Annotated in this window: 20 protein-coding genes; 2 read left to right on the top strand and 18 right to left on the bottom strand. The window is 46.8% G+C overall.

Annotation, left to right across the window (positions count from 1 at the left end; all coding sequences use genetic code 11):
• Positions 1-650: 650 nt before the first annotated feature.
• Entirely contained in the window at positions 651-3,374 is a 2,724-nt protein-coding gene (gene secA / locus SSED_RS02145; protein WP_012140768.1) for a preprotein translocase subunit SecA, read from the bottom strand.
• A 59-nt stretch (positions 3,375-3,433) separates the two neighbouring features.
• Positions 3,434-4,333, bottom strand: coding sequence for a M23 family metallopeptidase (locus SSED_RS02140; protein ID WP_012140767.1), 900 nt, complete (start codon positions 4,331-4,333; stop codon positions 3,434-3,436).
• Between the two features lie 27 nt (positions 4,334-4,360).
• Between SSED_RS02140 and SSED_RS02135 the strand changes: the two genes are divergently transcribed.
• Positions 4,361-4,813, top strand: coding sequence for a DUF721 domain-containing protein (locus tag SSED_RS02135; protein ID WP_012140766.1), 453 nt, complete (start codon positions 4,361-4,363; stop codon positions 4,811-4,813).
• Positions 4,814-4,854: 41 nt separating this feature from the next.
• On the opposite strand, the gene lpxC is transcribed toward SSED_RS02135, so the two are convergent.
• The 15 genes from lpxC to mraZ all read right to left on the bottom strand — a co-directional run bounded on the left by lpxC (position 4,855) and on the right by mraZ (position 22,102).
• Positions 4,855-5,775 carry a UDP-3-O-acyl-N-acetylglucosamine deacetylase gene (gene lpxC / locus SSED_RS02130; protein WP_012140765.1) on the bottom strand — a complete coding sequence of 307 codons (921 nt, stop codon included), beginning with the start codon at positions 5,773-5,775 and terminating at the stop codon, positions 4,855-4,857.
• Between the two features lie 200 nt (positions 5,776-5,975).
• The gene (ftsZ, locus tag SSED_RS02125; protein WP_012140764.1) at positions 5,976-7,151 is read right to left on the bottom strand and encodes a cell division protein FtsZ; all 1,176 of its coding nucleotides are present in this window, start codon (positions 7,149-7,151) and stop codon (positions 5,976-5,978) included.
• A 76-nt stretch (positions 7,152-7,227) separates the two neighbouring features.
• Positions 7,228-8,463 carry a cell division protein FtsA gene (gene ftsA, locus SSED_RS02120; protein ID WP_012140763.1) on the bottom strand — a complete coding sequence of 412 codons (1,236 nt, stop codon included), beginning with the start codon at positions 8,461-8,463 and terminating at the stop codon, positions 7,228-7,230.
• A 3-nt stretch (positions 8,464-8,466) separates the two neighbouring features.
• Complete coding sequence (locus tag SSED_RS02115; protein WP_012140762.1) at positions 8,467-9,231, bottom strand: cell division protein FtsQ/DivIB; 765 nt, start codon at positions 9,229-9,231, stop codon at positions 8,467-8,469.
• 131 nt (positions 9,232-9,362) lie between these two features.
• The gene (murC, locus tag SSED_RS02110; RefSeq protein ID WP_012140761.1) at positions 9,363-10,832 is read right to left on the bottom strand and encodes a UDP-N-acetylmuramate--L-alanine ligase; all 1,470 of its coding nucleotides are present in this window, start codon (positions 10,830-10,832) and stop codon (positions 9,363-9,365) included.
• A gap of 1 nt (position 10,833) precedes the next feature.
• Complete coding sequence (gene murG, locus SSED_RS02105) at positions 10,834-11,931, bottom strand: undecaprenyldiphospho-muramoylpentapeptide beta-N-acetylglucosaminyltransferase (protein ID WP_012140760.1); 1,098 nt, start codon at positions 11,929-11,931, stop codon at positions 10,834-10,836.
• A complete protein-coding gene (ftsW, locus tag SSED_RS02100) occupies positions 11,912-13,144 on the bottom strand; it encodes a cell division protein FtsW (protein ID WP_012140759.1) in 1,233 nt (410 codons plus the stop codon). Before ftsW ends, murG begins: the two co-directional genes overlap by 20 nt.
• Positions 13,137-14,468: a UDP-N-acetylmuramoyl-L-alanine--D-glutamate ligase gene (murD, locus tag SSED_RS02095; RefSeq protein ID WP_012140758.1), complete on the bottom strand. Its 1,332-nt coding sequence runs from the start codon at positions 14,466-14,468 to the stop codon at positions 13,137-13,139. Before murD ends, ftsW begins: the two co-directional genes overlap by 8 nt.
• A 72-nt stretch (positions 14,469-14,540) precedes the next feature.
• Entirely contained in the window at positions 14,541-15,623 is a 1,083-nt protein-coding gene (mraY, locus tag SSED_RS02090) for a phospho-N-acetylmuramoyl-pentapeptide-transferase (protein WP_012140757.1), read from the bottom strand.
• Positions 15,623-16,990 carry a UDP-N-acetylmuramoyl-tripeptide--D-alanyl-D-alanine ligase gene (locus SSED_RS02085; protein WP_012140756.1) on the bottom strand — a complete coding sequence of 456 codons (1,368 nt, stop codon included), beginning with the start codon at positions 16,988-16,990 and terminating at the stop codon, positions 15,623-15,625. The genes mraY and SSED_RS02085 overlap by 1 nt, the downstream gene beginning before the upstream one ends.
• A complete protein-coding gene (gene murE / locus SSED_RS02080; protein ID WP_012140755.1) occupies positions 16,987-18,468 on the bottom strand; it encodes a UDP-N-acetylmuramoyl-L-alanyl-D-glutamate--2,6-diaminopimelate ligase in 1,482 nt (493 codons plus the stop codon). Before murE ends, SSED_RS02085 begins: the two co-directional genes overlap by 4 nt.
• On the bottom strand, positions 18,468-20,204 hold the full coding sequence (locus SSED_RS02075) for a peptidoglycan glycosyltransferase FtsI (RefSeq protein WP_012140754.1): 1,737 nt from the start codon (positions 20,202-20,204) through the stop codon (positions 18,468-18,470). Before SSED_RS02075 ends, murE begins: the two co-directional genes overlap by 1 nt.
• A gap of 76 nt (positions 20,205-20,280) precedes the next feature.
• Complete coding sequence (gene ftsL, locus SSED_RS02070) at positions 20,281-20,595, bottom strand: cell division protein FtsL (RefSeq protein WP_012140753.1); 315 nt, start codon at positions 20,593-20,595, stop codon at positions 20,281-20,283.
• Between the two features lie 76 nt (positions 20,596-20,671).
• Positions 20,672-21,613 carry a 16S rRNA (cytosine(1402)-N(4))-methyltransferase RsmH gene (rsmH, locus tag SSED_RS02065; protein WP_041421494.1) on the bottom strand — a complete coding sequence of 314 codons (942 nt, stop codon included), beginning with the start codon at positions 21,611-21,613 and terminating at the stop codon, positions 20,672-20,674.
• Between the two features lie 30 nt (positions 21,614-21,643).
• Positions 21,644-22,102, bottom strand: a complete 459-nt coding sequence (gene mraZ, locus SSED_RS02060; RefSeq protein WP_012140751.1) for a division/cell wall cluster transcriptional repressor MraZ — start codon at positions 22,100-22,102, stop codon at positions 21,644-21,646.
• 441 nt (positions 22,103-22,543) lie between these two features.
• Here mraZ and SSED_RS02055 point away from each other — a divergent pair, with 441 nt between their 5' ends.
• Positions 22,544-22,846, top strand: coding sequence for a hypothetical protein (locus SSED_RS02055; RefSeq protein WP_012140750.1), 303 nt, complete (start codon positions 22,544-22,546; stop codon positions 22,844-22,846).
• A gap of 69 nt (positions 22,847-22,915) precedes the next feature.
• Here SSED_RS02055 and glpK read toward each other — a convergent pair whose 3' ends face one another.
• Positions 22,916-24,403, bottom strand: coding sequence for a glycerol kinase GlpK (glpK, locus tag SSED_RS02050; RefSeq protein ID WP_012140749.1), 1,488 nt, complete (start codon positions 24,401-24,403; stop codon positions 22,916-22,918).
• Between the last annotated feature and the right edge of the window lie 55 nt (positions 24,404-24,458).

Here is a 24,458-nt window from a genome sequence, read left to right as displayed (position 1 = left end):
TTTGACTACTTCGTGAGAAGTAGTTTCGAATAACTCAACACCTGTGAGTGTCCACACAGATTACTTGATAAATTGTTAAAGAGCGTAGCATCAATTTTTCAGATGCTGCCGTTAGACGCTAGGTCGTTGGCTTAGGGATGCGTATTCTACACTTCCCGTTGTTGGCGTCAAGCGCTAATTTTAAGAAGTTTTTCAAGTGTCTTTTTCTTATACAAGAGAATGACAAATGAAAACCTTAAAGGCTTTCTGCCTGAGTTATCTTTCGTTAAAAAGTTAACTCAACTTCAACTGCACTCTCTTACGAGATGTAGGCTGTATGCCTGCTGTGCCGTGTCAGTGGTTGCGCATTATAGGGAACTCAGAGCAGAGCACAACCCCTTTTTATCGAAAAAATGATATTTATTCGATCTTTTAAGATAGCCACACAATACCCACCAATTACCCCCAAACTTATCCACAACAGACCTTGAAGCCGTCGAAATAACCAACAAATGAGCAGGATAACAGATACTGTGAAATTCAGCGAAACGGCACCACATATAGTGTCTGGAGTTAATATTGTTCATACACGCCGCTCATGCGCTAGTCGGAGAAATAAAAAAGACCACTCATTGAGTGGCCTTTAATAATCTTCTATCGAATAGAGATGCTTATGTCAGCTTGCCGTGACACTGCTTATACTTACGCCCTGAACCACATGGACAAGGATCATTACGGCCAACCTTTTCACCTTCCCGCACAACCGGAGTGTGTGCAGACAAAGATTCAGCTTCCTCAGCTCCGACTATAGCTTCTGCTGAAGCATGTTGGTAATCACGTTGGATTTTGGCATCTTCCTGGCGGCGGCGTTCTTCCATCTCTTCTACATCTGACTGAGCTTGTACTTGAACCTTAGATAGAACACTGATGACATCGTGTTTCAGTGTTTCTAACATCTGCTGGAACAGCTCAAACGATTCACGCTTGTATTCCTGCTTTGGGTTCTTCTGTGCATAGCCACGAAGATGAATGCCTTGACGCAGATGATCCATGGCAGCCAAATGCTCTTTCCACAAACCGTCGAGTGTTTGTAGCATGACAGCTTTTTCAAATTGACGTAGAACTTGCTCGCCAACCATCTCTTCTTTAGCTTGGTATGATTTCACCCAAGTATCGACAATTCGCTCACGAAGCGTTTCTTCATGAAGATCATCTTCTTTATCCAGCCACTCCTGCACTGGCATTTTCAACCCGTACTCTTGCTCCAGACGTGTTTGTAAGCCAGGTACATCCCATAGTTCCTCAACAGATTGCTGAGGAATATATTGATCGACGAGACCATTAACCACATCGGCCTGAATATTAACGATAGTGTCCTGGATACTCTCAGCATCCATCAGTTCATTTCGCTGTGCATAGACAACTTGACGCTGATCGTTGGCTACATCATCAAACTCAAGTAACTGCTTACGAATATCGAAGTTACGCGCTTCAACTTTACGTTGTGCGTTTTCAATAGCTCGAGAAACCCAAGGGTGCTCTATCGCCTCACCTTTCTCCATACCTAACTTCTTCATCATTGAAGAGACACGGTCTGAAGCAAAGATACGCATCAGGCTATCTTCCATTGAAAGGTAGAAGCGTGAAGAGCCGGCATCACCTTGACGACCAGAACGACCACGTAACTGGTTATCGATACGGCGAGACTCATGACGCTCTGTACCCAGGATATGCAATCCACCAGCAGCAACGACTTCGTCATGGCGAACCTGCCAGTCTGTTTTAATCTTGGCTTTCTGTTCATCAGTTGGGTTAGTAAGAACCTCGATCTCCATCGCCCAGTTACCACCGAGTACGATATCGGTACCACGACCCGCCATGTTGGTGGCAATGGTTACCGCACCGGTTCGACCCGCTTGGGCAACGATATCGGCTTCACGTTCATGGAATTTTGCGTTCAATACTTCGTGAGGGATCTTCTCTTGCTTCATTAATCGTGCAAGCAGTTCCGATTGCTCAATTGAAACGGTACCCACAAGCACTGGCTGACCACGTTCACGACAGCCCCGAATATCTTCAATAATCGCAGCGTATTTCTCATCAGGAGTTAAATACACGAGATCGGCATGGTCTTTACGAACCATAGGTCTGTTGGTTGGAATAACTACCGTATCTAATCCATAGATGTGTTGGAATTCGAACGCTTCAGTATCGGCTGTACCTGTCATTCCCGCTAACTTCTCATATTGGCGGAAGAAGTTCTGGAAAGTAATAGATGCAAGAGTTTGGTTTTCATTTTGAATATGAACGCCTTCTTTCGCTTCTACCGCTTGATGAAGACCTTCAGACCAACGGCGACCCGGCATAGTACGACCGGTATGCTCATCGACAATGATAACTTCGTTATCCTGGACGATATAGTCAACATCTTTTTCGAAAAGAGTATGAGCACGCAGCGCGGCATTAACATGATGCAATAGAGAGATATTTGCAGCTGAATATAGAGAGTCACCTTCGGCCAACATTCCGCGTTCGGTAAGCAGCACTTCAACTTTCTCTTGTCCACGTTCAGTCATGTGAACTTGTTTAGCCTTCTCGTCGATAGAGTAATCACCATCGCCGATCTCCTCTTCCGTATCTTCTTTGTCTTGACGGACAAGATGCGGAATAAGGGTATTAATTTTGGTATAGAGCTCAGAGCTGTCTTCTGCGGCACCTGAGATGATCAATGGCGTTCTTGCTTCATCGATAAGAATCGAATCGACTTCATCGATCAGTGCATAGTGAAGTGGGCGTTGAACACGCTCTTGTGGCGAAAAGGCCATGTTGTCACGAAGATAATCGAAACCAAATTCGTTGTTAGTACCATAAGTAATATCGGCATCGTAGGCAGCTTTCTTCTCTTGCTGGCCAAGACCCGCGACATTAATACCAACAGAGAGCCCAAGAAACTCAAAAAGCGGACGGTTGTTCTCAGCATCACGACGTGCCAAATAGTCATTGACCGTAATAACGTGAACACCTTTACCCGTCAAACCATTCAGATAAGCCGGTAGTGTTGCGGTAAGTGTTTTACCTTCACCCGTTCTCATCTCAGCGATACGGTTACTATCCAGTACCATACCACCCAGCATTTGAACATCGAAATGACGCATTTCAAAAACACGCTTAGACGCTTCGCGTACAACGGCAAAAGCTTCAGACATCACATCATCTAAAGTCTCACCAGACTCTAAACGACCACGAAAGGCAGTAGTCTTAGCCTTTAACTCTTCGTCAGTCAGCTTTTCATATTCATCTTCAAGTGCATTAATCTTTGTGACAGTTTTGCCAAGAGATTTAAGTGTGCGATCGTTACGACTACCAAATAATTTTGTCAGTATTTTACCAAACATCTGAACCACTTTTTATGTTGTTGGCCAAGTCCCGATTGAGTCAAAAGCCTAATTTTATATTAACCTGCTTTGCGGTAGACAAATTTCTGCGGATCTATCTGCTGTCCACCCCGCAACACTTCATAATGCACATGGGGTCCGGTCGAGCGCCCGGTACTTCCCATTTTGGCGATATTCTCGCCTTTGGCGATAACATCACCTACGGTTACTAACAAAGACTTATTGTGTCCATAACGAGTTCGTAAACCATTTCCATGATCTATCTCTACAAGCTCACCATAGCCAAACATTTTGCCTGCCCATGTGATCACGCCGCCAGCGGTAGCGACCACATTGGTTCCCTCTTTTCCGGCGAAGTCGATGCCTTTATGCAAAGTCCTCCGTCCATTAAAAGGGTCATTTCGTAAACCGTAGGGCGATGATAACCATCCTTTTTGGATGGGCCGCCCAGATATATAACGTTCTTCATCTATATGGAGATTAGATGATACTGTTTCAAGTATTGAAAGTTGAACATTATTGTTATCTATTCGTGATACTAACTTATCCATGTCTGCGATAAGCTGGTCGAGCTCGATATTGGCACCTAATTCACTCAGGCCACCCACACCGACTTCGGAAGAGAAATCAAATTGATCTTCTAATTGATTATTTTTTGCAACTTGCTGACCGAGAGCTTCAAGACGAGTCACCTTCGCTTGTATGCGGGCAACGTGAGTTACGAGCATAGCCAGTTGGGCTTCTGTCGCACCTTTAAGCTCTATGAGCTCATTTTTTTGCGCTTCACGCGCAACTCGCTCATTATCGACATTGGTCTGCTGTTGCAGAATTTGTTTGGCGCTGTGCTGATATAGCCCTGAACCTGCTGCTATTAATAGAACAGGTAACAACAGCCAACGTTTACCAGGCTGCCATCGAGAGGCGCCATTTCGACCTTGAATAAAAACTGTTACACTCATAGCCTAATTAAGCCATTTTGTTATCATATGAAAAAGCCCCCGCAGGACCTAAGCCAATTACTGCATCAGCAAGGGCAAATGCCTAATCTTGCTGAAAAAGCAGAACTTCTATTACACTTGAATCATTACGTGAAACAGGTGTTAGCTGGTCCGGTGTCGCAGCAACTAAAAGTTGCAAATCTTCGACAGGGTGTTCTTGTTATTGAAACGACTTCAGCTGCATGGGCCGCAAGAATAAACTTCCAAAAAGCCAAAATTTTACAACAGCTACAAGCCGAAACGCTACCCATGCTCACCGCTATCGAAGTTAAAGTCAACCCGAGTCTGGTTTTGTATGAAACAAAGCCCAAAATCCCTCAACATCACATCAGCGAAACAGCTGCAAGCCATATTGAAGCATTAGCCGAACATACGGAGGGTTCTTTGGCAGAGAAACTAAAACGGCTGGCTGCATTAGCCAGCCGTTCAAGGCAATCTTAGCGTTAGCAATTAAGTAACTCTGAGTTCTCTTAACCTATCGATTAAGTGAACACTGCTGCACCTGTTGGTACAGAGAAGCTCACAGGTGCTTCGTCTTTTTCGAAGCTGACAAGCTCCCAGGCATCTTGCTGCGCTAACAAGGCGCGCACTAATTGGTTATTTAATGCATGCCCGGTTTTGAATGCACAGAATTCACCAACAATGGCATAACCAGCAACATAGAGATCACCGAAAGCATCTAAAATCTTATGTTTAACGAATTCATCCTCATAACGCAGACCATCGGGGTTGAGGACACGATATTCGTCAAGCACAACTGCATTTTCCATACTTCCACCCAGGGCTAAATTGTTAGCTCTCAAGTATTCGATATCACGCATAAAGCCGAATGTTCTCGCTCGACTTATATCGCGCACAAATGCTGAAGTAGAAAAATCCATTACCATGTGTTGTTGACTACGGGCGATTTCGGGGTGATTAAAGTCGATTGCAAAATCGACTCTAAAACCTTTAAAGGGTTTTAGTTCAGCCCATTTATCACCATCTTCAACACGCACAGTATTTTTGATTCTCAGGTATTTCTTAGCCGACGCTTGCTCTTGAATCCCTACTGATTGAAGTAGGAATACCCATGGGCTGGCGCTGCCATCCATGATTGGGATCTCCGGGGCATCGACTTCAATAACGGCGTTGTCGATACCAAGGCCCGCAAGGGCTGCGAACAGATGCTCAATTGTTGAGATACGTACACCTTCATCATTGACAAGTGCCGTACACATAGTCGTTTCACGAACTAAATCGGCTTTGGCTGGAATAGCCACTGCAGGTTCAAGATCGGTGCGCACGAGTACGATACCTGTATTAACGGGTGCGGGTTTGATGCTCAAAGTCACCTTATTGCCGGAATGCAATCCGACTCCAGTGGTTTTAACCATTTCTTTAACAGTTCTTTGAAAAATCATTCTATTACCCGTTCATCTCAACAAAAAAGCTCAAAACCTGTATAGGATAATTCCCTACATACAGGCGTGGCTGGTCGGATATGCTAACATATCTTTGCAAATTAGCCAAAATTCTACTAACCATCACTATCGCGAAACTGAAAAAGTCGCCTTAGCAAAACGTAGACAGCTCAATTAAAAGCTGTACACCAAAACTACATTTAATCAGCCTGCTTACGCAAGAATGCTGGGATATCCAGATAATCTGCTTCATTTTTTGGTGCTGGTGCTGGTGCAGTTTGAGCAACTGGCACAACATTTCCTGTCACCATTGGCTGAGCTATCATCTCTTCAGATGCTGTCTCTGGACGAACTTCTGGTGTCACTATTGGCTCTGGACGCGGAGCAGGTTTAGTCACCAACTGAATATCAGGCTTCTTTTCTGCACCAATTCCGGTAGCAACTACGGTCACACGCAACTCATCGCTCATTTCAGGATCGATTACCGCTCCCACGACGACTGTAGCATTATCAGATGCATAAGCTTTAACGTGATTACCCACTGTCTCAAACTCTTCAATGCTCATGTCCATACCGGCCGTAATGTTAACAAGTACACCACGAGCCCCGGCAAGATCGATATCTTCCAGCAAAGGACTGGCAACAGCCGCTTCGGCTGCTTCTTCGGCACGGTCTTCACCACTGGCTACACCCGTACCCATCATGGCATTACCCATCTCTGACATCACAGTTTTCACGTCGGCGAAATCCACGTTGATCAGACCAGGTCGAGTGATCAGTTCTGCGATACCTTGAACAGCACCCAGCAATACGTTATTTGCCGCGGCAAAAGCATCTAACAATGACGTACCACGGCCTAATACTTTCAGTAGTTTCTCGTTAGGAATGGTAATTAACGAATCCACATGCTTGGCAAGCTCAGCGATACCTTGATCGGCATAAGACATGCGCTTCTTTCCCTCGAACGGGAAAGGCTTAGTTACTACGGCAACGGTTAAGATGCCTTCTTCTTTAGCAACTTCAGCAACAACTGGCGCAGCACCTGTACCCGTACCGCCACCCATACCCGCGGCAATAAAGATCATGTCAGAACCTTTAATGGCATTTCTGATATTTTCTTTATCTTCCTCGGCTGCCAGGCGACCAATTTCTGGGTTTGCCCCCGCTCCCAACCCTTTAGTGATATCACGTCCAAGTTGAATGGTTGATCCTGCTGAAGATTTTCTTAATGCTTGTGCATCTGTATTGGTTGCAACAAACTCAACACCTTCGATGTTGTGTTTAACCATATGTTCGATGGCATTGCCACCACCGCCACCGACACCGATGACCTTAATCACCGCTTCATCAGTATGACTATCCATGATCTCAAACATGGTCTTCTCTCCGTTTTGCCTGCGTTATATGTAAAACAGCTAATCGACTAAGCCTTTAGCTCATCTTCTTAAGCTATTAAAACTCACCTTTAAACCAGCTTTGAACCCGATTCCAAAGACTGGTAACCCCTTGACGCTCAGGACGCTCAAACTGACGCTCGACGACCCTTCTTGCTCCATAGTGTAACAAGCCTACCCCGGTCGAATATATGGGCTGATCCACATATTCAAATAACCCTTTCACAGGTAGTGGTGTTGCTACTCTCACTGGCATACCAAATGTGGCTTCAGCCACATCAACCGTCCCTTCAATGGAGGATGTTCCACCTGTTAGGACGATACCAGCTGCGATCTGGTCTTCTAGACCAGAGTCTCTTAATTCTTTCAGTACTAATTCAAAAAGCTCTTGATACCTAGGCTCAACCACTTCTGCCAAAGTATGTCTGGACATGGTTCTGGACGGCCTTCCACCGACAGAAGGAACTTCAATACTGTCTTCACGGCTAACCATGGCGCTACGAGCACTGGCAAATTGAACCTTAATCTGTTCCGCATGAGAAAGTGGCGTTCTGAAAATCTTCGCGATATCGTTAGTCACCTGATTACCGGCAACTGGCACCACAGCGCAATGACGCAATGCACCGTTGGTATATACCGCCAGATCTGTTGTCCCACCACCGATGTCGACTAGACAGACACCTAAGTCCTTCTCATCATTAGTCAAAACTGAGTCAGCAGATGCAATGGCAGAAAACACTAAGTCATCGACCTTGAGTCCACATCGCTCGACACTCTTGGTAATATTTTTTGCCATATCATTCGCGCATGTAACAATATGAACCTTTGCCTCCATACGCATACCTGACATACCGATAGGGCTCTTAATGCCGTCCTGTACATCGATTGCATATTCTTGTGGCAACACGTGCAATATGCGGCGCTCAGTAGGAATTTTTACCGAACGCGCCGTGTGAATCACATTGTCGACGTCATCCTGCGTGACCTCTTCATCATTGATTGAGACCATGCCGTTTTCATTCTGACAATCTATATGCTTACCAGAAATACCCAAATATACTGATGAAACTTGGCAATCGGCCATTAACTCGGCCTGATCTAACGCACGCTGTACACTGCGCACAATAGAATCAAGATCGTTTACACCACCTTTGTCCATGCCTCTGGACTGATGATTCCCTAACCCGACAACACTGATCTCACCATCGGGTAGCACTTCACCTATGATCACAGCAACCTTTGAGGTTCCTATGTCTAATCCAACGATCAGATTTCTATCTTGATTCTTGGTCATTATTTACTGGCTCTCTTTCTGTGCATTTTCCCAACCTACGGCTAATCCGGTGTCGTAGCGCAAATCTACCTTGGCAACTGGCTTTGACTGCTTAACCAGTGTCGGATACACATTGATAAATCTTTGTATCCTTGCCATTTTATCTTCTCTGCCTAGCTCGAGCATAATTCCGTTATCCAATGAACCATGCCATGCATGTCTCGGACTCAAACTTAGACTGTCTAACTTGAAACCATTTATCTTCAACAACTCGCTAACTTGCCGATATGTGGTTAATACCACTTTCGATTGCCCTTCCGGGCCGGCAAGCAGAGGCAAAGCCCCAATATCAGATCTTTTAGGTGCATCGAATATCTGCCCATGAATATTGAGCCAGGCATCTCCATTCCAATGGGCGACGACTTGTTGCTCAACCAGGTATACCTTTAACTTTGCAGGCCATTCACGCCGTACCGAAGCCTGGTAAACCCAGGGCAACGCCTCTAATGCATCCTGCACTTGATTGACATCTGCCGAGAAAAAGCTTCTCTTCATCAGATCCTGTAATGCGACCTGTATCTCTTCATCAGAGGTTCTGGCACGCTCTCCTCTGATTGCCACAGCCTCGATAGGCAATGCGTCGGCGTCATTAACTATCAGATTAAGTTTCCAAGCTCCCATCGATAAACTGATTACTACCAAGAGCAAAAACAGGAGCCCAAGACACAGATACCAATCGACCTGCACCAGCCTCAATTTCCACCTTTGACCAACCTCAGCCCAAGACACAGATATTCAACCCTAATCTATATTTTAACGAAAACGTTAATATACTAATGAACCACAGAAAACCGGCCATTATATAGCCCTTATTCGTGGGGTCAAAATCCGGTACATCGGCAATGAGATATCTTTCAAATTTATTCCTTACCCGTTCCTGAAGCCGCTAAATCGAAACCAAGGCTCGATAGAGATAACTGTTTAGCTATCGCCCCGATATTTCCAGCTCCCTGAGTCAATACAAGATCTCCCGCTTGGAGAACATCCGGCAGTAAACTGAGCAGTTGTTCACTATCGGAGACAAAAATGGGGTCGAGCTGGCCTCGTTGACGTATGGACCGGCATAACGCGCGGCTATCGGCCCCCGGTACCGGAGACTCTCCCGCTGCGTAGACATCCAGTAACAACAGACAATCCACTTGAGACAGGACTTCGACAAAGTCATCGTAAAGGTCCCGTGTACGGCTATATCTGTGAGGTTGATAGACCATGACCAGACGTTTTTCCGGCCAACCGGCTTTAGCGGCTTTAATCGTTGCAGCAACCTCGCTGGGATGATGACCATAATCATCAACCAACACCATCTCCCCCTTATTGGTATCGAAACAACCTAACTGCTCGAATCGACGGCCGATACCCTGGAAGTCAGCGAGGGCTTGAATAATTGCCGCATCATCAATTTCATCTTCTGTAGCAACTGCAATCGCGGCCAATGCATTGAGCACATTATGTTGGCCGGGTAAGTTCACCACGACCTCCATATCTTCAACCCCGGCCCTTCTCAGAGTAAAGCGGCTAAGATACGCTTCCTGTACGAAGTTGAGCGCTTGAACGTCTGCATCTTCACTGAAACCATAGGTCACTATCTTACGACCTACCTTGGGCAGTAACTCGCGCACAACCGGGTCGTCGATACACATTACTGCGACGCCATAAAAAGGCAGGTTATGCAGGAAGTCGATAAAGGTAGATTTTAATTTTTCAAAATCTCCCTCATAGGTATCCATATGATCCGCTTCAATGTTGGTCACAACGCTAACCATTGGCTGCAGATGCAAGAAGCTGGCATCACTCTCATCCGCCTCGGCAATGAGGTATCGACTGTGTCCCAATCTGGCGTTGGTACCGGCACTGTTTAGCAGGCCACCAATGACGAAGGTAGGATCGCGCTCAGCTTGACCATAAACACTGGCAATTAAACTGGTCGTAGTGGTTTTACCATGGGTTCCCGCAACGGCGACACCATGACGGTAACGCATTAACTCGGCAAGCATCTCTGCCCGCTGGACCACCGGGATCCTCAGCGCCTGCGCCTCGAGAAGCTCAGGGTTATCCGCACTAATCGCCGTCGATACAACGACAACATCCGCGCCATGCACCTGCTCTTCTCGATGGCCTATATGGATCTTTGCGCCCAGAGAGGCAAGTCTTTGTGTCACAGCATTCTCAGCGATATCGGAACCGGATAACTTGTACCCCTCGTTAACGAGTACCTCAGCAATTCCTCCCATACCCGCACCACCGATCCCGACGAAGTAGATATGCTTAACTCTTCTCATCTCCGGGATGATGCTTCTTAACTGTGAATACTTCTCTTGATTCTTACTCATTTCAATCCTTTCCAGCTAATCTGATGCAGACACTCGCAACTTTCTGTGTTGCGTCCAATACCGCTGCACTTTTTGCTCGTAGGCCCATCTGAGCTAATTCGTTTCTATCAGAGGCTAAAATTTGCAATTTTCCAATCAGCTTATTTGCATCTAAAATTGTCTGCGGCAGTAAAAATGCCCCCCCGGCCTGCACCAAAACTTGCGCATTTTTGGTTTGATGATCGTCGACTGCATGTGGATATGGCACTAACAGGCTAGGTAAGCCAACGGCTGCCACCTCAGAGACGGTTAATGCCCCTGAGCGGCACAGCACAACATCGGCCCAGCGGTACGCTGCTTCCATATCATCAATAAATTCGGCAACATTAACACTGCCATCTTGCCCAAGGTGTTGGTACTCTGCCTTGACCCCTTGAAGGTTACCCTTACCTACCTGGTGCCATACGGTAATCGAGTGCGTCTTACTCACCGCAGCTGTCACACTTGGCATTAGGTCGTTAAACACTTTAGCGCCTAAGCTTCCACCAACGACTAATACCTTTAATGCGTCATCGGTAACGGGGTCGACATTACTATCGCCCAAGGCGATAAGCTCTTCTCTTATCGGGTTTCCAACAACCTCTGCCTCTACATTGTCAAACGTATCTTCGAAGGCACATAAAACCTGACTGGCAATTCGAGCAAGAATTTTATTGGTCATTCCCGGTATCGCATTTTGCTCATGCAATACTAAAGGGAGCCCCGATAGTCTGGCGGCCACGCCACCGGGTCCACTGGCAAAGCCTCCCATGCCTAAGACCACATCGGGCTTGAACTCTTTAATCACAGCCTGGGCCTGCATGATCGAACGTATCACCTTAAAAGGTGCAGCCAACTTACGCAGCAATCCGTTTCCACGCACCCCTTTAATATCGATAAAATCGATATCGAATCCATGCTGAGGAACTAACCTCGCTTCCATACGCTCAGCGGTTCCTAACCACCTGACTTGCCAACCTTGCTGGCAAAGGTATTTTGCGACTGCTAGCGCAGGAAATACATGGCCGCCGGTACCTCCGGCCATAATCAAAATACGCTTATCAGTATTCACGGTTGTCATTAACTTTTTTCCCCTGCACAGCTTGAATAGAGCTCAAACGTCGCTCATGATCGATGCGGATCAATATCATAGCTGCGGCGGTCATAACCCAGAGACTACTGCCTCCATAACTAATAAAAGGTAGAGTGAGCCCCTTCGTCGGTAGCATTCCAATACTTGCACCCACATTCACTACTGTCTGAAAACAGAACCAAATACCGATGGCATAAGCAAGGTAACCTTCGAAGGGCTTATCTATCTCAATACATAAATTGCCTAATTTTATCGCTCTAAGGGCCACAAAAAGCAGCACCGACAGCACCACAACGATGCCAATAAAACCTAACTCTTCGCCGATAACGGCAAAGATAAAGTCCGTATGGGCTTCGGGCAGGTACTCTAATTTCTGAATACTATTGCCTAAACCTTGTCCGAACCAATCGCCTCGTCCATAAGCCATCAAAGATTGGGTTAGCTGATAACCGCTGCCGAACGGATCTTGCCAGGGATCCATAAAAGAGGTGACTCGGCGCATCCTATAGGGCTCTAAAAGCACCAAGGCCACAAATGCCATCACTCCAGTCAATATCAAGGCAAAAAAGTCCAGCAAGCGAGCTCCGGCTAAGAAAAGTAAGCCAACCGTTCCCACAAATAACACCACGACTGTACCTAAATCGGGTTGCATCAAGATCAGAAACGCATAAACCGCAAATACGGCAATCGGTTTGTAGAACCCCTTAGCGTTTTCCCGTATCTCCTGATGACGTCTGACTAAATACCCCGCCATGTAGATGGTAAAGGCAAACTTAGCCAGTTCAGCCACCTGTATTCGAATCGGCCCCACGGATAACCAGCGGGTCGCACCATTCACCGACGTCCCCACAAGCAGTACGGCGACTAACATAATGCCTACGATCAATAGCAGTAGCGGGCTGAACTGTTGCCAACGGCTCATCTCGATACGCAACACCACGGCAGCGATAACTGCGCAACCCACAAGGTAGGCAAAATGCCTGATAGCAAAATGATAAGGGTTACCTGTCAGGCTTTGTGCTTCAGGCATTGAAGCAGACATCACCATCACAAACCCAAAGCAGATCAGAGACAAAACAGCAAAAAGTAAGGCGCGGTCATATAATTGCATGCCGGGAGCTTCTCGCTCTTTAAACAAATTTGGCCAACTCCAATTCACACTGGTGCCAAATAAGTTGAGTTGTCTCTCTTCGCTACGCATTTAATGCCTCGGCGCTTAACCCTTCGGCTAACCGGCGAAAATCATCGCCTCTTTCCATAAAATTCTTGTACATATCCAAACTGGCACACGCCGGAGACAACAAAACAATATCACCAGCTATGGCTAACTGTGCGGCTTTATTGACCGCATCAGCCATAGAATCAACCCTAATCGAGCTGTCGGACAGGGCGGCGATCTTATCTCCATCTTTACCTAATGTAATGAGATGGCTCACCGCCTTTAACACTGGCACCAAAGGTTTGAAATCCGCTCCTTTTCCATCACCACCGGCAATTAAAATGATATCACCCAGGTGTTCACTGATCCCCTCGATAGCCGCCACAGTAGCACCGACATTTGTCGCCTTAGAGTCGTTAATGTAAGCAACACCGTTTCGGTTAACGACCATCTCAAACCTATGCTCGAGCCCGGTAAACGATGAAGCGACCTCAACCATTGCAGCCTTTTCTATACCGGCTTGATAAGCAAGCGCCATAGCGGCAATCAAATTGGCATGATTATGGCTGCCGACCAGAGCAACATCCTGAAGACTGATAACCTCTACACTACCGTGTACTATCTTGCCCTCGCAGACTCCCCACTCATCATTGTCGGGCAGAGATAAACCAAAACTGTTCTGGTTCATCGGATCTTTGGGTTTAGTCAGCTCATCTTCTCGATTAAACAGAGCGAACCGGGTTTGTGAATATAACCTCAACTTAGCCTGACGATATGCTTCGATATCACTATATCTATCCATATGATCTTCACTGATATTAAGGCAAGTAGCCGAAATACAATTCAAGCTGTGAGTTGTTTCTAATTGAAAACTCGACAGCTCCAATACATACAGCTCAATATCGCTCTGGAGTAGATCTAAAACAGGAATACCAATATTGCCACCAACGGCATAATTGATACCCGCAGCCTTAGCCATCTCAGCCACTAAGGTCGTTACTGTAGATTTTCCATTCGATCCAGTGATACCGATAACGCAAGCATCCCGCTCTTTGACCGCTCTGGCAAATAGCTCGACATCGCCGATAACCTCAATATCCATATCTATCGCGGCTCGGATTTCCGGTGTATCGATAGCGATGCCCGGACTGACAATGATCTGAGTCGCCTGCACCAGATATCGACAGTCGAAGCCGCCACTGATCAACTCGACATCGGGAAACTCTGCCGCCAACTTATCCGCACCAGGAGGTTGCTGACGACTATCCATAACCAAGGGAGTGATCCCCAGGCCATGTAGATAACGCACAACCGAGAGGCCTGTGGCTCCCAATCCCAATATCAGGTGCGACTTGTGGTTAACCATATTCAGCTACCCTTGTTTAGCGATGTAAAGTTCAGCAACAAACTGCGATCTCATATCTAAATTCATACCCGACTACCTTAATTTCAGCGTGGCCAGGCCAAGTAAAACTAAAAACAGAGAGATAATCCAAAAACGAACAATCACTCTGGGCTCTGGCCAGCCTTTCAACTCATAATGATGATGAATAGGTGCCATACGGAAAATTCTTTGTCCACGTAACTTGTATGAACCAACCTGCAAAATGACTGATACCGTCTCCATAACGAAGACGCCCCCCATGATCACCAGCAGGATCTCCTGACGTACCAATACGGCTATCACACCGAGTGCAGCCCCTAACGCCAGAGAGCCTACATCCCCCATAAAGACCTGTGCAGGGTAGGTGTTAAACCAGAGGAAACCTAGGCCAGCACCTACGATTGCGGTACAGACAATCACCAACTCTCCGGCACCAGGCAGATACGGCAGGTGAAGGTAATTTGCAAACTGAACATGGCCCGAAAGATAGGCAATTAACGCAAAAGCCGCGGCGACCATAACCGTAGGCATGATTGCTAAACCATCAAGCCCGTCGGTCAAATTGACCGCATTACTCGACCCCACTATGGTGAAGTAAGCCAAAACGATAAAGAAGCCACCGAGCTGAGGCATAATATCTTTAAAGAAAGGTACAACGAGCTGGGTTTCTCCGACTAAATCCGCTGATGCATAGAGATAAAATGCGATGACCAATGCGGCAAGTGACTGTAAGATATACTTCCACTTGGCAATCAAACCTTTGGTATCTTTTCGAACCACTTTACGGTAATCATCGATAAAGCCAATCAAGCCAAAGCTTGCAAGCACGAACAAAACGACCCACACATAACGGCTGGCAAGGTCTCCCCAAAGCAGCACACTAATAAACACACCGGCTAAGATCAGAATACCGCCCATCGTCGGCGTGCCACGCTTACTGAAATGAGATTCCGGACCATCATTTCGTACAACTTGGCCAATCTGTAGCATCTGCAGACGTTCAATCATCTTCGGTCCCCACCAAAGACTAAATATCAAGGCAGTTAACAGACCTAGAATGGCTCTAAACGTTACATAAGAAAAAACGTTAAACCCAGAATAAAACTGAGTTAAATACTCCGCCAGATAGACCAGCATTAAACAAACTCCCCGCGCCCATAGGCAACTATTAAGGCCTCAACCACGCGTTCCATTTTGGCACTGCGTGAGCCCTTGACTAAAACCGTCACATCACCTTGCAACTGATTAATATGATTAACTAAATTATTTACTACTTGTTCTAACTCTTGATGATGAACACCACCAAAGGCGGTACTGGCATTTGCGCTTAGTTCACCCAATGAGAACAGTGCTTCTATCCCTCTTATTTTTGCAAGCTCACCCAGCTCAGTATGCAAAAGGGACGCATTGTCGCCTAATTCTCCCAAATCACCCAGCACTAAACAGCGATATCCATCAATTTCTTGAAGCCAGTCAATTGCAGCGCTAACCGATGCAGGATTTGCGTTATAACTATCGTCAATCACTCGCACCCGACCGAGCTGAGTTGGTAACATTCTACCTTTCACCGGCTCGAGCAAAGACAAGCCTGAAACGATCTCACTCAGAGGCAGGCCCAAGGTTAAACAGATCCCTGCGGCTGCCAGAGCATTGCTCACTTGATGGCGACCAGACAAGGGCAATGTCACCGAAACTTCTTGGTTCAGGTAACTCATCTTGAAGCAATAGCGACCCAGCAGATCGGGTTCGAGCCCGCTTCCTTGAAGATCGGCTGCAGCTTCGATAGCAAAAGTTAGCTGCTTATGTTCACTTGCCGCCTCTTTCATCACCCGAGCGAATGAATCATCGGCATTAATCACTGCCGTCCCGTCAGGGCTCAGATGATTAAATATCTCAGACTTGGCAGCTGCGACCCCGGCTAATGAACCAAAGCCTTCGAGGTGAGCCGAGGCAACATTGTTGACTAAAGCAACATCAGGCTTAACCAGTGACGAGGTGTAGTCGATCTCGCCGCGATGATTCGCCCCAAGTTCGAACACACCAAACTCATCTCCCTCCTCCAAACGAAGCAGGGTAAGGGGGACACCAATTTCATTATTAAAATTGCCGGCAGTGTAGAGCACCTTATGTCTCTGGGAGAGGATGGTCGCGACCATCTCTTTCACACTTGTTTTTCCATTTGAACCGGTTAGCGCTATCGACTTAGGCTGAATGACTTCTCGCAGGTATGCCCCTATCTCTCCCATGGCTTTCTGAGTGTCTTTCACTATCAGTTGGGGGAGATCCAGAGGTAATTCATGGGTCACCAGAAGCGCATTAGCGCCATTTTCGACCGCTAAATGAGCGAAGTCATGGCCGTCGAATCTCTCGCCTTTCAGTGCAACAAACAAAGTCTGGGGCGGAATGCTTCTACTATCACTGCAAACATAGGCAATTTCGGTATCAGGACCGATGAGGCGCGCATCTAATCGATGGCTCAATTGCAATAACGTTAACGGGATCATACTTGAGCCTCGGAAAGTTCACGTGCCAGCGCACGCTCATCATATTGCCGGCGAACTCCAGCTATTTCCTGATAGGTTTCATGCCCTTTCCCGGCTAATAACACTAAGTCTCCCGCCTTGGCATTTGCCACCACTTGACGAATAGCCACTTCTCGATCCACTTGTGTTAACGCCTTATCGGGTGCGGTTAATCCTTCCAGAATATCGTTAATGATGACATCGGGTTGCTCGCTTCTGGCATTGTCACTAGTCACCACCACTCTATCCGCATATTTTTCTGCGGCTTGCGCCATCAATGGTCGCTTGCCTTTATCACGATCGCCACCACAACCAAACAGACACCACAGCTCACCGTCACAATGACCTCTTAATGCCTTAAGGGCCTGCTCGATGGCATCGGGAGTGTGTGCATAATCGACGACAATAGTGACATCATCTGGGGTGGTAAATCGCTCCATGCGTCCGGCAACGGCTTGTAACTTAGGCACCACGGCAACTAATGAATGCATATCGAAGCCAAGCAAATACAAGGCGCCCAGCGCGGCAATGAGGTTAGACAGGTTAAATGAGCCTAATAATGGTGAACACAGATCGGCATGGCCACCAGGCCAGACTAATTTTGCATCGACCCCCTGATGATGGAAATGGTTATTTTGGGTGTAGATGGCTTTTGAGTTTTCAATCGAAGCCGGCTCACCATGAATACTGAAACTGGTATATTTCCCCGTATCGTGTTCGGCTAGCCATTGCTTACCAATCTCATCATCAAGATTGATCAAGCCAGAGCTTAACGAGGGAAAGTTAAATAATCGTTTCTTCGCATCGCCATAAGCCTGCATGGTCCCATGATAATCCAGATGATCGCGGCTTAAGTTCGTAAATACCGCCACATCGAAGGGAACGGCCTCGACTCTTCCCTGAATCAAACCATGACTCGAGACTTCCATCGCGCATAACTCGGCGCCTTGGGCATCAAACTCCTGAAGCTGAGCCATCATGGTGATTGCATCGGCTGTCGTATTACCGCTATCGACTAAGTCACCCCAAAGGCCATTGCCCAGGGTGCCCATCACCGCACTCTGTTTTCCCAATAAGGTAACCAGCTGGGCCATAAGTTGGGTTATCGATGTTTTACCATTAGTGCCTGTTACACCGACCAACTTCAAACGTTCTGCGCTAAGTGGATATGCTTGAGCCGCTAAAGCTGACAGTTGGCGATTAAGCTGGAAGAATAAGATCTGTTTTCCTTCATCATCGACACATTTTCCATGACTCTCAGGGTCATCGGTGTGAACCAGTGATGCCACAGCACCTTGTTGTACGGCAGAACGAATATACTTTCGGCCATCGGCTTGATGACCGGGGATGGCAATAAAGAGATCCCCCGGGCCCACAGCCCTACTATCTAAAGTCAGCTTATTGAAGCTTTCCGAACCCGCATAATGGAACCAAGGGGCTAACAAATCACGTAATAGCATCACTCAGTTCTCCTCGTTGTACCCGCTAGACGTACCTTTTCTCTCGATGAAATAGGTTCAATATTAAGCATCTGTAAAGCACCTGACATAACTGAGGCGAACACAGGAGCGGCAACATCACCACCGTAATACCTGTCACCTTTGGGCTCATTCACTACGACAACAATCGCCAATTCAGGATTATGTACAGGGGCAACACCCGCAAAAATGGCAACATAATCCTCACCGTAACCGCCGGCAACCGCTTTACGGGCCGTACCTGTTTTTCCTGCGACCGGATAGCCCTCAATATGGGCTTTGGTCGCCGTGCCACCTTTTTCTGTGACACCGATGAGCATCTCCATCACGCTCTGTGCAATCTCCGGTGAAATGACCTGCTCCCCCTCGGGTTGCTGCTTTAGCTTTAAGATAGAGACGGGATATAAGACACCTTTACTCCCTAAGGTGGCATACAACCTGGCTAATTGAAGCGGTGTTACCATAAGCCCATAACCAAATGAAAGCGTCGCACGTTCAAATTCAGACCAACGCCTGCGGTCATGGATAAGTCCGGCACTCTCACCCGCAAGATTGATCCCGGAGTAATTACCCAGTCCCATTGTCTGATAAGCGCCCAATAGCTCCTGGACAGGCATGGAAAGCGAAATTTTTGCCATGCCCACGTTACTCGAATGCACCAACACATCCGCAAGAGAAAGGTCGCCATAATACCTGGAGTCCCGTACAACCTTGCCACCAATCCTCATTCGACCAGGATAGGTCTTAATGACCTGATCTGATTTAATCGTTCCGGCTTCCAGTGCCGCAGCGACAACAAATGGCTTAATGGTCGAGCCAGGCTCATAGGAATCGGTAAGCGCCCGATTTCGCATTCTGAACGCCTGAAGATTATCTCGAGAGTTAGGGTTATAAGATGGTGTATTGGCCATAGCCAACACTTCCCCTGTGTGTACATCGAGAACAACGATAGAAGCCGAGGTCGCTTGATTTATCTCCGTCGCTTTTTTCAGCTCACGGTATGCCAACTGCTGAATGCGCTGATCCAGGCTAAGCACCAGGTCGTTTGGACTGTCTCCATCCTGCACGATATCCAGGCGCTCGACGACATGACCATCCCTCGATTTACGTACTTTCTGTTTCGATGGGGTACCGGTTAACCAATCATTATAGGAATTCTCGATACCTTCTATGCCAATATCATCGATGTTAGTGATCCCCACTAACTGAGCCGAGATTTCACTGGTCGGATAGTAGCGGCGGGATTCTGATTTTAGATACACACCCGGTAGCTTTAACTTACTGATATATTCCGCAACAGCCGGTGTGACCTGACGTTTAAGATAGGTAAAACGTTTCTTTGGATTTGATTGAACCCGCTTCAGTATCTTCTCTTTAGGCTCATGAAGAATATCGGCCAACGCTTGCCAGCGCCGCATATCGACAAAACCATTGCGGTCGTGGACGACCTTAGGATCGGCATATACCGCCTTTACCGGCACACTCACGGCTAACATCTCACCGTTACGATCGGTGATCAGTCCACGCTGTACCTCTCTACTGGTGGTACGAAGCGTACGCATATCACTTTCATGGCGTAGCTTTTCAGGCTCTATGATTTGAATATAAGCAGCACGACCGATAAGACTGGTAAACAGCAGGCATACGAAGGCAACAACGACATATAAACGCCATTCGATTAACTGCGGCTTCTGTTTACGCTTTGCCTGTTTGCTCATTATACCCTCAACACTCCACTTTAAACCTAGAGGAGCTAACCAACTCTTTTTCTTTGACTTTCTTATTGATAATCTATCATGGCACTCTTACCACAATCTCTTCTTTAGGCAGTGGCCGGCTCATCTCGAGCTCTTTGCTCGCAATACGCGTGATCCGGCTGTGCTCAGACTGAGACTGCTCCTCAAGAAGTAAATTACGCCATTCAATGTCCAACCTATCCCGCTCTTGCAGCATCTGATCCCACTGAGTGATGTACTTGCGGCTCACGTGGCTTGTGTATACAACAGCAATGGCATTCACCATTACGGCTATTGCGAGTAACAACACCCACTTGTGATGCCACAAGTCGAGTAAAACGATTCGAGGCAGATTCAATTGAGATTTACTCAAATCCGGCTCCCTCTATCGACAGCCTCGAATCTGGATAAGCAAGGTAATAGCAATGAAACTGCTATTTCGCCTGCCATTAATACTCCAACCGCTCCGCTATACGCAACACAGAACTGCGAGCTCGGGTATTACGCTCAACCTCCTCCTCAGAAGGTTTGATTGCTTTACCTATGCCTTTGAGTAAACGGCTTTTATTGATTTCAGCCTCTGTTATTGGCAGGCCATGTGGCACGCTTTCACCTTGGCAGTGCCTGCGAATGAAGCGCTTGACCATTCTGTCTTCCAAAGAATGAAAACTGATCACAGATAAACGTCCATGGGGAGCAAGCACGCTTAATGCCCCCTCTAAAGCTTGATCTATCTGTTCTAATTCACTATTGATATAGATTCTAATCGCTTGAAACACTCGAGTCGCAGGATGCTTGTTGCGCTCTTTGTTTTTACTGATCCTGGCAATCAAATCGGCCAACTCTTTGGTTCGTAAGAAGGGCGTCTTTTCTCTATCGGCGGCGATACAACGAGCGATATGTCTGGAGTTCTTCTCTTCGCCGTAGGTTTTAAATACCCAAGCCATATCTTCTATCTCTGCACGAGCAATCCAGTCGGCAGCAGTTTCACCTTGAGAGTTATCCATTCGCATATCGAGTGGACCGTCACGCAGAAAACTAAACCCACGTTCGGCATCATCAAGTTGCGGAGACGAGACACCAAAGTCCAGCAGCACGCCATCGATCTTGCCTTTCAAGCCGAGATCTTCCACATAGGTGGCCAGCTGACCGAAGCCACCATGAACTATGCTAAATCTTGCATCATCGGCAAACTGTTCGGCTGCAGCAATCGCCTGAGGATCTCTATCGATAGCGATTAAACGACCATTTTCGCCCAAATGCTTAAGCACCTCACGAGAATGACCACCACGACCAAATGTGCCATCGATGTAGATACCGTCTTCTTTAATATTTAGGCCTGCTACCGTTTCAGTTAACAGTACCGATAAGTGTGCAAATTCTTGGCTCATCATTTTCTTCTATCTATTTAGCTTCACTGATCACAGTGAGAAATCGGCAAGACGTTCATTATCAGCAAACTCTTCGCTTTGAATCGTCTCTCGGCTTTGCTCTATCTGCTTCTGCCAAGCAGTTTCATCCCAAAGTTCAAACTTATTCAACTGCCCCACTAACATTGCTCGCTTCTCTAAATTGGCATATTGACGAAGCGGTGGAGGTAGTAATATTCTACCGTTCCCATCGAGCTCACACTCATGGGCATAGCCCAAAAGTAGCCTTTTCATGGCTCTTTCTGTAGCCCGGGTATCGGAGAGTAGTAGTAATTTTGCTTCGATCTTACTCCATTCATCGAATGGATAGAGCAAGAGGCAGGGAGATTGAAAATCAACGGTTATCACTATTTGGCTATTAAATTCAGCGTGCAGGGGCTCACGGTAGCGCTTTGGAATAGCGATCCGTCCTTTTGTATCAAGGTTAATAGCACTGGCCCCACGAAACACGTTAGCTTATCCTTGCCTTAAACAGTAAGTGATCCACAAATATCCACAATTTCCCACAAGACCTAAGTTTAGAGATAGAACGCAAGCCTTGTCAAGGGCGTAAACTATTTATAAATCCAGCATTCAAGCGGGTTAGCAGCAAATTTAAAATATTGTAAAAACAGGAAATAATGAGGGGGAAAAGTGGATCTACACCCCTAAAAAGTAGAAAAAATAGACAGGTGCGACACACTATTTATCATTAATTAATATTTAAGTGGGAACAGCGTCCTAATTTATTACCAGATTTTGCTGATCTGACATAATTTGTTCAGGAATTAAAATGTCTTCCCCTCCTATCTGTGAACTCATTAAAAATTAACTAAAAATCATACAGCGCGGTATAAATATTGACCATCGCTTGCCGATAAAGGAATATATACTTAAGAGAAAGGAGGAGATATGGTTGGTTTAGACAGTCTATACGCCATGCTGGCTCGCCCCGTTCCGCCAGTGATAAAGCGAAAGCGGGTCGTTGAAGAGACAGAATACATGAAAGGTATTGCGGCAGACAGCCATGAGGCCCCTCAGTCACAACTTCCACCAAGCCTTGAACGTCGCCACGCAATTGAAGACCGACGCGACTCACCGCGGGGCGATCGCCGTGGCCAAAAAGAAAAGGAAAAAGAGCAAGAGGAAGAGTTAGCTAAAGCGCAGCAAGAAGCCATCGAGTCTCCCCTTCCCCATATCGATATTGATGTTTAACTCACGAATAAACCACAGATTCGATATACACCTAAAGTCATCTGTTTACTCGGCTGTCGAGTAAAAACATCAACTCTTAATCGTTTGAGTCACGGCGCGGTTCCACCCACAATACAGCTCATCACACTTCTCAGCTGATATAGATGGTATAAATGTGCGCTCGATATCGGCTTTATGTTTTAGCTCAGAGGTCGAGCTCCAGAATCCCACGGCCAATCCTGCAAGGAATGCCGCCCCCATAGCCGTAGTTTCAGTAATGGCAGGCCGCTGTACTTCTACATTGGTGATGTCAGCCTGAAACTGCATCAAAAAATCGTTAGAGACGGCCCCACCATCGACCTTTAACTGCTTGAGCATGACACCGCTATCTTTGGCCATGGCATCGAGCAGATCACGGCTTTGATAAGCAATAGCTTCCAAAGCGGCGCGGATAATATGGTTACGATTCGAGCCACGGGTTAACCCAACCAGAGCACCACGAGCGTTGGGATCCCAGTATGGCGCTCCTAAGCCAACAAAAGCCGGGACTAAATAGACCCCATTAGTATCTTCCACCTTTGAGGCAAAATACTCGGTATCTTGTGCGTCCCTGATGAGGCCCAGTTCATCTCTGAGCCATTGAATCGTCGCGCCTCCCATGAAAACGGCGCCCTCTAAGGCATAATTCACTTCACAATCTGCACCTATCGCGACAGTGGTGAGCAAACCATGGGTAGATTTGACGGCTTGTTTACCCGTGTTCATCAACAAGAAACAGCCTGTACCGTAAGTATTTTTCGCCATCCCCTCATCGATACAAAGCTGTCCGAACAAGGCTGACTGCTGATCGCCTGCAATGCCAGCAATACTTATTTCGCCGCCTTCACCTGCAATGCGGGTCTTACCGTACACCGCACAGGAAGGCTTAACTTCAGGAAGCAGGGACTCTGGAATATTCAGTGCCTCCAGTAACTTACTATCCCATTGCTGAGTATGGATATTAAATAACAGAGTACGACTGGCATTGGTGGGGTCGGTAACATGCACTTTTCCCTCGGTCAGCTTCCAAACCAACCAGGTATCGATAGTGCCAAACAGTAACTCTCCTTTTTCTGCTCTCTCTCTGACGCCCGCAACGTTATCCAAGATCCACTTAATCTTAGTGCCTGAAAAATAGGGGTCGAGCAGTAAGCCTGTTGTCTCACGCACATAATCTTCCAGCCCCTGCGCTTTTAGCTCATCACAGATATGACTACTGCGACGACACTGCCAGACAATAGCGTTATAAACTGGTTTACCGGTTAACTTATCCCAGATGACGGTCGTTTCACGTTGATTGGTGATCCCAATCGCAGCGACCTCACTACCATGGATCCCGGACCGAGCAAGCAGTTCGATAAGGGTAGAGCTCTGTGAGGCCCATATCTCCATGGGATCATGTTCGACCCAACCGGCCTGAGGGTAAATCTGAGGAAACTCTCGCTGTGATACAGAAACAATATTGGCATCATGATCGAATATGATCGCTCTTGAACTTGTTGTACCCTGATCTAATGCCACCACATACTTTTTAGCCACAACTGATCCCTATTACTGCGCACACTTTTTACCGTCAATATTACGGCCTGAAAAA

The organism is Shewanella sediminis HAW-EB3, from assembly GCF_000018025.1.
GTDB classification, from domain to species: Bacteria; Pseudomonadota; Gammaproteobacteria; order Enterobacterales; family Shewanellaceae; genus Shewanella; species Shewanella sediminis.
The sequence above is the reverse complement of the archived record's forward strand: the minus strand, read 5'-3'. Positions and strand labels throughout refer to the sequence as shown.